This window comes from Emcibacter sp. SYSU 3D8 (assembly GCF_039655875.1).
Lineage (GTDB): Bacteria > Pseudomonadota > Alphaproteobacteria > SMXS01 > SMXS01 > RI-34.
Genome location: NZ_JBBYXK010000001.1, coordinates 162,344 through 174,590 on the forward strand (window position 1 = coordinate 162,344; position 12,247 = coordinate 174,590).

General features: G+C 64.6%; 10 protein-coding genes and 2 tRNA genes. 7 read left to right on the forward strand and 5 right to left on the reverse strand.

The features are described from left to right. Positions 1–186 precede the first annotated feature (186 nt). Entirely contained in the window at positions 187–603 is a 417-nt protein-coding gene (locus WJU21_RS00835; protein WP_346321485.1) for a MucR family transcriptional regulator, read from the forward strand. A 77-nt stretch (positions 604–680) separates the two neighbouring features. Here the strand turns inward: WJU21_RS00835 and WJU21_RS00840 are convergent. Together WJU21_RS00840 and WJU21_RS00845 are read right to left on the reverse strand one after the other, a co-directional pair. Beyond that, positions 681–756: transfer RNA gene (locus WJU21_RS00840), tRNA-Asn, on the reverse strand. 111 nt (positions 757–867) lie between these two features. Then, positions 868–941, reverse strand: a tRNA-Cys gene (locus WJU21_RS00845). Positions 942–1,091: 150 nt separating this feature from the next. Here WJU21_RS00845 and WJU21_RS00850 point away from each other — a divergent pair. The 6 genes from WJU21_RS00850 to WJU21_RS00875 all read left to right on the forward strand — a co-directional run bounded on the left by WJU21_RS00850 (position 1,092) and on the right by WJU21_RS00875 (position 9,705). Next, on the forward strand, positions 1,092–1,745 hold the full coding sequence (locus WJU21_RS00850) for a protein-L-isoaspartate O-methyltransferase (RefSeq protein ID WP_346321486.1): 654 nt from the start codon (positions 1,092–1,094) through the stop codon (positions 1,743–1,745). Between the two features lie 75 nt (positions 1,746–1,820). Then, positions 1,821–3,188, forward strand: coding sequence for a TolC family outer membrane protein (locus tag WJU21_RS00855; protein ID WP_346321487.1), 1,368 nt, complete (start codon positions 1,821–1,823; stop codon positions 3,186–3,188). Between the two features lie 157 nt (positions 3,189–3,345). After that, the gene (locus tag WJU21_RS00860) at positions 3,346–4,215 is read left to right on the forward strand and encodes a DUF2497 domain-containing protein (RefSeq protein ID WP_346321488.1); all 870 of its coding nucleotides are present in this window, start codon (positions 3,346–3,348) and stop codon (positions 4,213–4,215) included. 72 nt (positions 4,216–4,287) lie between these two features. Continuing rightward, complete coding sequence (locus WJU21_RS00865) at positions 4,288–6,945, forward strand: valine--tRNA ligase (RefSeq protein ID WP_346321489.1); 2,658 nt, start codon at positions 4,288–4,290, stop codon at positions 6,943–6,945. 65 nt (positions 6,946–7,010) lie between these two features. Then, positions 7,011–8,735: a dihydroxy-acid dehydratase gene (ilvD, locus tag WJU21_RS00870; protein WP_346321490.1), complete on the forward strand. Its 1,725-nt coding sequence runs from the start codon at positions 7,011–7,013 to the stop codon at positions 8,733–8,735. A gap of 52 nt (positions 8,736–8,787) precedes the next feature. Continuing rightward, a complete protein-coding gene (locus WJU21_RS00875) occupies positions 8,788–9,705 on the forward strand; it encodes a hypothetical protein (protein ID WP_346321491.1) in 918 nt (305 codons plus the stop codon). Here the strand turns inward: WJU21_RS00875 and WJU21_RS00880 are convergent. From WJU21_RS00880 to WJU21_RS00890, 3 genes are read right to left on the reverse strand one after another with little or no spacing between them, the layout of a single operon-like run. Further along, positions 9,702–10,472, reverse strand: a complete 771-nt coding sequence (locus WJU21_RS00880; RefSeq protein ID WP_346321492.1) for an ABC transporter permease — start codon at positions 10,470–10,472, stop codon at positions 9,702–9,704. The genes WJU21_RS00875 and WJU21_RS00880 overlap by 4 nt on opposite strands. Continuing rightward, positions 10,469–11,215, reverse strand: coding sequence for an ABC transporter ATP-binding protein (locus WJU21_RS00885; RefSeq protein WP_346321493.1), 747 nt, complete (start codon positions 11,213–11,215; stop codon positions 10,469–10,471). Before WJU21_RS00885 ends, WJU21_RS00880 begins: the two co-directional genes overlap by 4 nt. Further along, entirely contained in the window at positions 11,215–12,225 is a 1,011-nt protein-coding gene (locus WJU21_RS00890; protein ID WP_346321494.1) for an ABC transporter substrate-binding protein, read from the reverse strand. The genes WJU21_RS00885 and WJU21_RS00890 overlap by 1 nt, the downstream gene beginning before the upstream one ends. Positions 12,226–12,247 lie beyond the last annotated feature (22 nt).

The following is a 12,247-nucleotide window of genomic DNA, read 5'->3' on the forward strand; positions in this document are numbered from 1 at the left end:
CTGGCGCTCGACCAACCGACATTCGGGTTTGGGTCCTATTGTGCAAGTCATTGAAAAATCTGAATTCGACCGGCGTGGCATCAAAATAAGAAATAAAAAACAGAAATATTAGTAATAATATCCAAATATAGGTGGATTACGCGCAGTAATATGTGCGAGGGTCGAGCATTCAACCCTAGGAGTGACATGCCCGACCATAACGAAATAGATCATCTGGAACTGCTTGCTCTGACGTCCGAGATCGTCACCTCGCATGTGATCAAGAATGCCGTGTCCGCCGCCGACCTGCCGCGTCTGGTCGAGGTCGTGTTCGCGACGCTCAATCGCCTGGGCGGCACGCCGGACGAGGCGCCTGCCGACGAACTGAAGCCCGCGGTCAATCCGCGCCGTTCGGTGACGCCGGATTACATCGTGTGCCTGGAAGACGGAAAGAAGCTGAAGATGCTCAAGCGGCATCTTCGGACGTCGTTCAATCTGAGTCCCGAGCAATACCGTCAGCGCTGGAACCTGCCGGCCGACTATCCCATGGTGGCGCCGAACTATGCCGCCCGGCGGCGGGAGCTGGCCATGAAGATCGGCTTGGGACGCAAGTCCACGGCCTGATCGAGCCGCAGCCACAAGGCCGGTCTGCGCCAAGGTAAAAGAAAAAGGGTCAGCCTCGCGGCTGACCCTTCTCTTATTGGCTCCCCGGGTCGGACTCGAACCAACGACCTAGCGATTAACAGTCGCGTGCTCTACCAGCTGAGCTACCGGGGACCAGTGATCCGCTCCGGGGTGGTGCCCGGCGCGGCGTGTGTTTAGCAAAGCCACACCGGCTTGCAAAGCGTGTTTTGCCTTTTGCCGGCAATTAACCCGTCGAGTGGGTTTTGGAGGCGACGGCCGGAATCGAACCGGCGTACACGGATTTGCAGTCCGCTGCGTAACCACTCCGCCACGTCGCCGCCAGTGGTGCTGGCGGGGTCTATAGCAGAGCAGGGCAGGCCCGACAATCGTGTGATTGTCAGCCCCGGCCGCCAGCGATATAAATCCCGCGAAACAGACGATGCAGCGGTGCGTCATTCCGCGCCGCATCCATTGAGCAGGATACGCCGATGACCGACTTCGCAGCCGCGCGCAAGCAGATGGTCGATTCCCAGTTGTTGCCCAACAAGGTGACCGACGCCCGCCTAGTCGAGGCGATGGGGACGGTGCCGCGGGAGGCGTTCCTTCCTCCATCGCTGCGCGGCGTGGCGTATATGGATGAAGATGCTCCGGTTGCGCCGGGCCGCTATGTGATTGCGCCCATGGTGTTTGCCCGCCTGCTTCAGGCCGCCGCGGTGCGCGACACCGACGTGGTGCTCGATGTGGGCTGCGCCGCGGGATATTCGGCCGCCATCCTGGCGAATCTCGCTGGCGTCGTCGTCGCTCTCGAGGAAGATGAGGCGCTGGCCGCCCAGGCGACGGCAAACCTTGCCGCCAACGGCGTCGATAACGCGGCTGTCGTCACCGTGCCGCTGGCCGGTGGTTACGCGGCGCAGGCACCTTACGATGTCATCGTGCTGGAAGGGTCGGTCGACGAGGTTCCCGCCGCGTTGCTTGATCAACTCAACGAGGGTGGACGCCTGGTCGCGGTGCTAGCCGGGCGGGGAATCGGCAAGGCAACCCTTTCTTCCCGCAAGGGCGGCGTCATCGGCCATCGTCAATTGTTCGACGCCGGCCTGCCGCCGTTGCCCGGGTTCGCCCGCGAAGCCGGTTTTGTGTTTTAGAGAGGCCCAAGGCCTCGTATGGTATCGCGCAGCCCTGCGCACGAACCGGCGCAGGCCAGTGAGGAGTGGGGTCATTTGACGACGGGTAGATTGACGAAGCGGCTCGCCATCGGCGTTGCCGCCATCGCGCTGGGCGCGGTGCCCGCGCAGGCCGAAACGCTGAGGGAAGCGCTGGCCACGGCCTACCAGAACAATCCGATTCTCGAAGCGCAGCGGGCCGGGGTGAGGGCCGAAGACGAGAACGTCTCCCAAGCGCTTTCCGGCTATCGTCCGGCAATCACCGGACAGGCGAATATCACCAAGGAGCGAAGCCGGAATTTCTTCTCGCCGACAGGCGGCAAGCAGACATTGACGCCGATCACCGCGGCGGTCTCGCTGGAACAGCCGATTTTCCGCAGTTTCCGAACCTTCAATGCAGTGAAGGAGTCGAAGACTCGGGTCGAAGCAGCGCGCAGCGACCTCGTCTCCACCGAGCAGGATGTGCTGCTGATCACCGTTGCCGCCTATATGGATGTGCTGCGCGATCAGGCCGTGCTCGAGCTTCGCCGCAACAACGTCCAGGTGCTGGACCGCCAGCTGGGGGCATCGCGCGACAGGTTCGAGGTCGGCGAGATTACCCGCACCGACGTCGCGCAGTCCGAGGCGCGCATGTCCGGTTCCATTTCCAGCCGTACTGCGGCCGAGGCGGATCTGACCGCAAGCCGCACGGCGTACGAACGCATCGTCGGCAATGCACCGGGCACGCTGGAGCAACCGGAGCCGATGGGCGCGATGCCGACATCCGAGGCCAATGCGATCCAGATCGCGCTGGCCGAAAATCCGGAACTGAAGGCTGCCCGGCTCGAGGAAGAAGCGGCCCGGCAGGCGATCAGCACCGCGAAGTCCGAATTGGGGCCCGAGGTCAGCCTGGTGGCGCAATACCAGTACCAGGAGGATCAGTTCGTCCAGGGATTCTCGTCCGGCACCCAGAGCATCATGGCGCGGGCGACCGTGCCGATCTACGCGGCGGGCGTCACCAGTTCGCGGATCCGCCAGGCCAAGCAGATCAATTCCCAGCGCCGCATGCAGGCGATCGAAACCGAGCGCGAGATTCGGGAAGCGGTCAGCAATGCCTGGGAGAGGCTGCGCGCGGCGAGGGCCATCATCGAGTCCAGCAAGTCGCAGGTCGAGGCCAACAAGATCGCCCTCGAAGGGGTGAGGCAGGAGCAGGAAGTGGGCTCGCGCACCACGCTCGATGTTCTGGATGCCGAACAGGAGGCACTCGACGCCGAGGTGGAACTGGTGCGTGCCCAGCGCGAGGAATATGTGGCGTCATTCCAGCTTCTTTCCGCCTTGGGAAGGGCAACGGCCGAGTCTCTGAACCTGCCCGTCGAGCGCTACGACCCGGAACAATATTACGACCATGCCACCGGAAGCTGGTTTGGCTGGGGCACCGGCGACTAACGCTGCCTCAGTTCATCGTAAACCTGCGGATAGTTCACTAAAGGCTGGCAAACACGGCCATTTGAATGTTTTCCGTGTCAGCGGCGAGCAACCCGGCGTATAGTGATGACGGTCGGCTGGGCATCCGCCGCAACATCAGTCGTCCACGAGATCGGTCATGAGCAAAGCTGACAACAGGCCCGCTGAAGAAATGTCGATGGAAGACATCCTCGCGTCCATTCGCAAGATGATCGCGCAGGATCAGGACGGCATGGATTCCACCCGTGCCGACCGCAACGCCGGCGTATCGTCCGAAGGGCGCCAGGCCGATGACGAGGTGCTGGACCTCGTGGATGAATTGCCGGAGGACAGTATCAGCGTGAACGAGGAGACGGTGCTGTCCGACGTGACGCCGCCCTGGGACGCGCCGCCCGAAGCAGGGATCGCCGATCTGGACGGCGATCAGCCCGAGGAACTGCTGGATCTTGATGCCGAATTCGCCATCGAGGACGATGCGCCGCCGCCAGCCGACACCGCCGATGTGCCCCATCCGCCAGAACAGCCGGCGGTGGCGCCGGTCGATACCTCGCCGCTGGATCAGGAGCCGATCATGGCCGGACTGAGATTCGCGTCGCAGGTGGTCGAGCACGAGAATGGCGAACCCTATGCCCAGGACGTCACCCGGTTTGCGGACACGCCGCCGCCTGCAACGGGGCAGGCATTTGATGAGCCTGACACCGGCATCGAGTCGACCACTGCCGCATCGGAGAGTTTGACCGACGGCATGGCCCACGAACCGCATGAAGAGGTTGCATCCATGGACGCTCCGAACGAACGGATCCTGTCACCCGAAGCCGCCATCAAGACCAGCGCAGCGTTCGACCAGTTCGCCCAGACGCTGATTTCAGGCTACGAAGGCGACTCCAATACGCTTGAAGGCGTGGTGCGCGCCATGCTGAAACCGATGCTGAAGGAATGGCTCGACGCCAACCTGCCGCGACTCGTCGAGGACATCGTTCAGGCTGAAATCCGTCGGCTCGCACGCTGACTGCTGGAGTCGCGGGCGGTTTCCCGGTAAAACCCCCGCCGAATCCGAGATCAGTCGAGAAGCGTGCCCGCGATGCTGGATAAAGTCTTTCGACCCGCCGAGGTTGAACCCGAAATTTACAACGACTGGGAAACGTCGGGGGCGTTTGCCGCTGGCCGGCGACCGGACGCAAAGCCGTACACCATTGTCATTCCGCCGCCGAACGTCACCGGCAGCCTGCATATGGGGCACGCGCTCAACAACACCCTGCAGGACGTGCTGGTGCGGTTCGAGCGCATGCGTGGCCGCGACGTGCTGTGGCAGCCCGGCACCGATCATGCCGGGATCGCCACCCAGATGGTGGTCGAGCGCCAGCTTGCCGAGCAGGGCAATATCGGCCGCCAGGACATGGGCCGCGACGAATTCCTGAAGCGGGTCTGGTCCTGGAAGGAAGAATCCGGCGGCACCATCATCAACCAGCTTCGCCGCCTGGGCGCCAGCTGCGACTGGTCGCGCGAGCGTTTCACCATGGACGAAGGCCTCAGCGAGGCGGTCCAGAAGGTGTTCGTCGACTGGTACCGCGCCGGCCTGATCTACAAGGACAAGCGGCTGGTCAACTGGGATCCGAAGCTGTTGACGGCCATTTCCGACCTCGAGGTCGAGCTTCGCGAGATCAAGGGCCATCTCTGGCATTTCCGCTATCCCATCGCCGGCGAGCCGGGGCGTTTCATCGTCGTCGCGACCACGCGGCCCGAGACCATGCTGGGCGATACCGCCGTTGCGGTGCATCCGGACGATGAGCGTTACCGGGACCTGATCGGCAAGATGGTCGAGCTGCCGCTGACCGGCCGCCAGATTCCCATCGTCGCCGACAATTACGCCGATCCGGAAACCGGTTCGGGCGCGGTCAAGATCACGCCGGCCCACGACTTCAACGATTTCGAGGTCGGTCGCCGCCACGCCCTGCCCATGATCAACATTCTGGATGCGTCGGCGCACCTCAATGAAAACGTGCCAGAGGCCTATCGCGGCATGGAGCGGTTCAAGGCCCGAGCCCGGGTGATCGAAGACCTGGACGCGCTCGGCCTGCTGGAGAAGATCGACGATCACCTGCATTCGGTGCCGCACGGCGACCGCAGCGGCGTGGTCATCGAGCCGTGGCTGACCGACCAGTGGTACGTGGACGCGGCCACCCTGGCCAAGCCGGCGATCGAGGCTGTCGAACGCAGCCAGACTGTGTTCGTGCCGCGCAACTGGGAAAAAACCTATTTCGAGTGGCTGCGCAATATCCAGCCCTGGTGCATCTCGCGCCAGCTCTGGTGGGGACATCAGATTCCGGCCTGGTACGGCCCGGACAACAAGGTGTTCGTGGCGCTCACCGAGGAGGAGGCGGCCGCCGAGGCGCGCATCCATTACGGCAAGGACGAGACGCTGACGCGTGACGAGGACGTGCTCGACACCTGGTTCTCGTCGCAGCTCTGGCCGTTCTCCACGCTGGGCTGGCCCGAACAGACGCCCGAGCTGAAGCGCCATTACCAGACCGACGTGCTGGTCACCGGCTTCGACATCATCTTCTTCTGGGTCGCCCGGATGATGATGTCGGGCATCTACTTCATGGAAGAAGTGCCGTTTCACACGGTCTACATCCATGCGCTGGTCCGCGATGAGAAGGGCCAGAAGATGTCGAAGTCGAAAGGCAACGTCATCGATCCACTCCAGCTCATCGACGAATATGGCGCCGATGCGCTGCGCTTCACCCTCACGGCGATGGCCGCGCAGGGCAGGGACATCAAGCTGTCGAAGCAGCGGGTCGAGGGCTACCGGAACTTCGGCACCAAGTTGTGGAACGCCTACCGCTATTGCGGCCTGAATGACGCGCTGAACACCTCGGGATTCGACCCGGCAACCAGCCGGCAACCGGTCAACCGCTGGCTGGCGGGCAAGGTCATGGCGACCACCGCCACCGTGACGGAGGCGCTGGAGGCCTACAAGTTCAACGAGGCGGCGAACGCGCTCTACCAGTTCGTCTGGGGCGACTTCTGCGACTGGTACCTCGAATTCACCAAACCGCTGCTGGGCGGCGGCGACGAGACGGTGAAGGCCGAGACCCGCGGCACGACGGCGTGGGCCATGGAGCAGATCCTGCGCCTCTTGCATCCGTTCATGCCATTCATCACCGAATATCTGTGGCGCCAGACCCATGACGATCTGCTGATCCTGGCGGACTGGCCCCTGCCGCGCACCGACCTTGCCGATGCTGCCTCGGGCCGCGAGATCGAAGCCGTGATCGACCTGATCACCCGTGTCCGCACTGTCCGCACCGAAATGAACGTGCCGCCCGGCGCGAAGATCGCCGTTGCCGTCCAGCAATCGGAAACCGGCGCGTTCGCCGCCCTGACCGACCAGTCCGAGGTACTGCAGCCGGTCATCACCCGGCTGGCGCGCATCGACAGGGTCGAGACCGTCGAATCGTTTCCGCGCGGCACCGTGCAGATTCCGGTGGGCGAGGCGACGCTGGGCCTGCTGCTCGCGGACGTCATCGACTTCGACGCCGAGAAAGCGCGTCTCCGCAAGGAGATCGAGAAAGCGAACAAGGAGATGGCGAGTCTGGATGGCCGGCTCAACAACCCCGGATTCGTGGCCAAGGCGCCAGAGGCCGTGGTCGAGGAGCAGCGCGAGCGTCGCGAGGAAATGGTTCAACTCGTGGCGACGCTGAACGAGGCCATCGTCCGACTCGACGCGCTGGTCTAGCGGTTCACCCAACGTCTCCCTCACGTGCTAGGCTGTCGCCATCTTAGGCCCGGCGGGAGAACCACATGGACGCGCACCGTTTTGACAAATCCAGATTGCCCAGCCGGCATGTGACGGAAGGCCCGACGCGGGCGCCGCACCGGTCCTACTATTACGCCATGGGTCTGACCGACGAGCAGATCCATCAGCCGCTTGTGGGTGTGTGCACCACCTGGAACGAATCCGCGCCCTGCAATACCGCGCTGATGCGCCAGGCCAAGGTTGCGAAAGACGGCGTCTGGTCGGCGGGCGGCACGCCCCGCGAATTCACCACCATCACCGTCACCGATGGCATCGCCATGGGCCATGCGGGCATGTATTCGTCACTGCCCAGCCGCGATCTGATCGCGGATTCGGTCGAGTTGTCCATGCGCGGGCACTGCTATGACGCGCTGGTCGGCTTCGCCGGCTGCGACAAGTCGCTGCCCGGCCTGATGATGGCCATGGTCCGGCTGAACGTGCCGTCCGTGTTCATGTATGGCGGCTCCATTCTTCCGGGGCGGTTCCACGGCCGCGACGTCACCGTTGTCGATGTGTTCGAGGCCGTCGGCCAGTTCTCGGCCGGCAACATGGACGAAGAGGAATTGTTCAAGCTGGAATGCGTGGCCTGCCCGTCGGAGGGCTCGTGCGGCGGCCAGTTTACCGCCAACACCATGGCCTGCGTGTCCGAGGCGATCGGCCTGGCGCTGCCCGGGTCGGCCGGCGCACCGGCGCCTTACGAATCCCGCGACCAGTTCGCCTATGACAGCGGCGTGGCGGTCATGGAACTGATTGCGCGCAATATCCGGCCGCGCGACATCGTGACCCACAAGTCGCTGGAGAACGCCGCCGTCGTCGTCGCGGCGACCGGCGGGTCGACCAATGGCGGCCTGCACCTGCCGGCCATCGCCCACGAGGCGGGCATCGAGTTCACGCTGCAGGACGTGGCCGAGATCTTCAAGCGCACGCCCTATCTGGCCGACATGAAGCCCGGCGGGAAATACGTGGCCAAGGACATGTGGGAAGCGGGCGGCATCCAGATGCTGCTGCGGACCCTGCTGGATGGCGGCTATATCCACGGCGACTGCATGACGGTTACCGGCAAGACCATCGCCGAAAATCTGGCCGGCGTGCGCTGGAACGACGAGCAGGACGTCATGCGGCCCTATACCAATCCGATCACGCCCACCGGCGGCGTGGTGGGGCTGACCGGCAACCTGGCCCCCGAGGGAGCGATCGTGAAGGTCGCCGGCACGCAGAACCTGAAGTTCACCGGGCGCGCCCGCTGCTTCGATGGTGAGGAAGCCGCGTTCGAGGCGGTGCAGGCCGGCGCCTATGGCGAGGGCGATGTCATCGTGATCCGTTATGAAGGTCCGAAGGGTGGACCGGGAATGCGCGAGATGTTGTCGACCACGGCGGCCATCGTCGGTCAGGACATGGGCTCCAAGGTCGCGCTGATTACCGACGGCAGGTTCTCTGGCGGCACGCGCGGCCTGTGCATCGGCCATGTCGGGCCTGAGGCGGCGCTGGGCGGGCCAATCGGCCTGCTGCGGGATGGCGACGTCATTCACATCGACGCCGAAGCGGGCACGCTTGAAGTGGATGTTGATGCGGCAGAAATGGAGGCTCGCCGCAAGGCATGGACGCCTCGGGCCAACCAGTACCAGTCGGGCGCACTGTGGAAATATGCCCAGCTCGTCGGCCCGGCGTGGAAGGGAGCGGTGACCCATCCCGGGGGCGCGGCCGAGACCCACGTCTACGCGGATATCTGAGGCCCGGGCTGCGTGATAGACTTCCCTCGCGGCGCATCAGGAGGGGAATGACATGGGCAGGACTCACGTCTTCACGTCATGGGCCGGCCGGGCGCTGTGCGTCCTCGGGCTGGCCATGGCTTTGCCGGTGTTCGCCGCCACCATCCCGATCGTTCCCGGCACCAGCATGGCCATGGATCCGCCGGAGGGCCAATGCCGCATCGAGCCGTCGGCAAGCCAGTTCGACGCAGGCTACTTCGCGACCATGCAGCAGATGTATGCGGGGTCCAACAACCTGCTGGCGCTTTTCATAGAATGCGACGTCCTTGCCAGCGTGAGGCAAGGCATGGCCCAGCCAATCACACGCTGGACCATCGTGCTGCTGCCGCTATCCAACGGCCAGGTGATACCCGCGACCGGTTACACCCGCGCACAGGTCATCGAGGAGATGAGCAAGGTGGCGGCGGGCGCCGACCTGCAGGGGGTTCTCGACGGCCAGAAAGACTCCATCGAGCAGCGGGTCGGTCAGGTTCTGCAGCAGGACACTTTCCAGATGGGCCAGGTCAGGAGCCTTGGCCTGCTGGCAAGGGATGATGCCGCGCTCTATTCCGGGTTGCACCTGTCCCAGGGCATGACGGGCCAAATGCAGAACGTCGCCTGCGTCATCGGCATGACCGTGATCAGCAACCATATCGTAACCGTGAATGCCTATCAGCCCTTCGAAGGCGCCGAAACCTACACCGACATGGTCGAGGACATGCAGGATGCCATGGCCGACCTGGTGAGCATGAACGGCGGCCATCCATCTCCACCAGCCCTGCCGGCGGCCGGCGATATCCCTCCCATGGTGCCAGCCATGGGCATGGACGCGTCGGATGGCGGAGGCGGCGGGAACATGCTGATGATGATCGTCCTGGGCGCCGGTGTCGTGCTCGCGGGTGGTCTGGTGGGCTTCTTCCTGACCCGGCGCAAGCCGGGAGACGATACCTAGCGGCCGCGCAGCCGCCTCAGGATGGACCGCTCCGCCATGCGCAGCGCGGCGTGCAGCAGCGCACCCATGATCGCCAGCACGATCACCGCGGCAAAGGTGCGGGCGGTCTGCAGGCGATTGCTGGATTCCAGGATGCGCCACGCGAGACCCTGGGCACCACCGGATCCGGCGACGAATTCGGCGACCACCGCGCCGATGACCGCCAGGCCGCCCGCCACCTTGTGACCCTCCAGCACGAACGGAATCGATGACGGGATGCGCAGCCGCCACAGGCGTTGCCAGCGCCCCGCGCCATACAGGTCGAACAGCCGCTCCAGGTCAGGATCGGTAGCCTTCAATCCGGTCAGGGCGCCGGAGAAGATGGGGAAGAACGCCACGATCACGGCCAGGGCGACGATGGCGCGTTCTGGATGGGCAAGGCCGGCCCAGATGACCACTTGCGGCGCGATGGCGATCACCGGCGTTACCTGCAACGCCACGGCGAGCGGCTGCACCGCTTTTTCGAGCGTCTGGTTGAGTGCGACGACAAGGGCCGTACCGCAGGCCAGGATGCTCGCCGTCACCAGCGCCTTGAGGGCCATCGACAGCGTGTTCCAGGCGGACGAGATCAGCACCGGCGCGCCATCGATCGCGGCTGCGGCAATTTCTGACGGCGGCGGCAGGAAGTAGCTGGGGATCGCCAATATCCGGCAGGCTGCCTCCCAGCCCGCCAGCAGGACGGCGATCAGCACCAGCGGCGCGGCGACGTCCAGGGCAGCCCGGTTCATGCTTCACGGCCCATGCTGGCCGCGAGATCGCGGGAGATGGCTTCCACGGCCGAGCGGAACTCTGTCGTGGTCCGGAAATGCGCCGGCCTTGGGAAAACCGGGTCGGTTTGCGTGACACTGAAGGTGCGCCCCGGCGAGGCGCTCATCACCACGACCCTCGAGGCCATGTACACCGCTTCCTCGACATTGTGGGTGACGAAGATGACGGCAGGCCGGGTCTCGGCCCACAGGCGATGAATGTCCGCGGCCAGATCGCGCCGCGTGATCTCGTCGAGGGCCGCGAAGGGCTCGTCGAGCAGCAGCAATCGGGGTTCCGTCACCAGCGCGCGCGCCAGCGATACGCGCATGGCCATGCCGCCGGAAAGTTGCGCCGGCTTGGCGGCCAGTGCGCCGGAAAGTCCCACGCGCGCCAGCGCATCCGCTGCCTGCCGTCGCGCACTTGCCTTGTCTGCACCTTCGAGGTCGAGCGGCAGGGCGGCATTGGCCAGCGCGGTCGCCCACGGCATGAGGGTAGGGGACTGGAACACCAGTGAGGTTTCGCCCCGGCCCGGCGCCCTGGTGACCGTGCCGCGGCTTGGCGGCTCCAGGCCGGCCAGCAACCGGAGCGCGGTACTTTTGCCGCAGCCCGACGGCCCGACCAGTGCGACGATCTCGCCTTCCGCGACCGCCAGGTCGAACGGGCCGAGCGCCTTGCCCCGGTCCGGATATTCGACCTCGACGGCGGCGAGGGAGGCGGTCTCCATCAGGGCGCGGCGGGCTTAAGGAATTCGAGGGTGTAGGCGTTCCTGTAGTCCAGGTCGCTGGGATACACGCCTTGCGCGGTGGCGATACTGAAGAACTCGGCCCAGCGTGCGTCGGTCATGGCGCCGATACCGCCGCTCACGGCGTCACCAGACTCGACGATCCCATAGGATTTCATTTTCTCGCGGGCCTGCGCCAGCAATTCGGGTGTTGCCTCCGGATTGTCTTGCAGGATCAGCGCGTCACCGGGCGCGGGATCGCCATTGAGGTAACTCTGCCAACCGGCAGCCGAGCCTTCGACGAAGGCACGGACGGCTTCGGGATTCCTGGCGATCAGTGCGTCGGGGGCCAGCACCATGGCCGCGTAGCCGGGATAGCCCTCGTCCGCCAGCAGGAACACCTCCGGCGCGAAGCCGGCCTGTTTCTCGATGGTATAGGGCTCGCTCGTCACATAGCCCTGCTGGATAGCGGTCTCGTCGGCGATGAACGGCGCGGGATTGAAGGTGTATTTGCGGACCATGTCGTCGGTGAATCCGTACTTGGCCTTCAGCCACACCCAGAACGCGGTGACCGACGCATCGCCCAGCAGGATCGGGCGCCCCTTCATGTCCGCGATGGAGGCGATGCCCTGGCCCGGATGGGCGATCAGCACCTGAGGATCCTTCTGCATGAAGGCCGCGACGGCCTTCACCGGGACCTCCTCGGCGGCCAGGTTCATGACGATGAAACTGTTCGAGCCCATACCCAGGTCGACCGCGCCGGACGCGAGCAATTGCGGCACGTTCACCGCCGGGCCGCCCTGCATGATGCTGACGTCGATTCCGCGCTTTTCGTATTCACCGGTCGCCAGCGCCTGGTAGAAGCCGCCCTGTTCGGCCTGCGCGCGCCAGTCCGTGGCGAAGCTGATGTGAATCCTGGAACCTTCGGTCGCCTGTCCTGCGGTCTGGTCGTCCGAACACGCGGCGGCGATCAGACTCAGCCATGCCATCGCCAGAAAACGCAATCCATTCAACTGATGTCTCCCATTTGCCTGG

Coding starts and splice junctions, on each gene's coding strand:
- WJU21_RS00875 (WP_346321491.1), top strand. CDS start 8,788: ATGGGCAGGACTCACGTCTTCACGTCATGGGCCGGCCGGGCGCTGTGC.
- WJU21_RS00860 (WP_346321488.1), top strand. CDS start 3,346: ATGAGCAAAGCTGACAACAGGCCCGCTGAAGAAATGTCGATGGAAGAC.
- WJU21_RS00850 (WP_346321486.1), top strand. CDS start 1,092: ATGACCGACTTCGCAGCCGCGCGCAAGCAGATGGTCGATTCCCAGTTG.
- WJU21_RS00885 (WP_346321493.1), bottom strand. CDS start 11,215: ATGGAGACCGCCTCCCTCGCCGCCGTCGAGGTCGAATATCCGGACCGG.
- WJU21_RS00880 (WP_346321492.1), bottom strand. CDS start 10,472: ATGAACCGGGCTGCCCTGGACGTCGCCGCGCCGCTGGTGCTGATCGCC.
- ilvD (WP_346321490.1), top strand. CDS start 7,011: ATGGACGCGCACCGTTTTGACAAATCCAGATTGCCCAGCCGGCATGTG.
- WJU21_RS00835 (WP_346321485.1), top strand. CDS start 187: ATGCCCGACCATAACGAAATAGATCATCTGGAACTGCTTGCTCTGACG.
- WJU21_RS00865 (WP_346321489.1), top strand. CDS start 4,288: ATGCTGGATAAAGTCTTTCGACCCGCCGAGGTTGAACCCGAAATTTAC.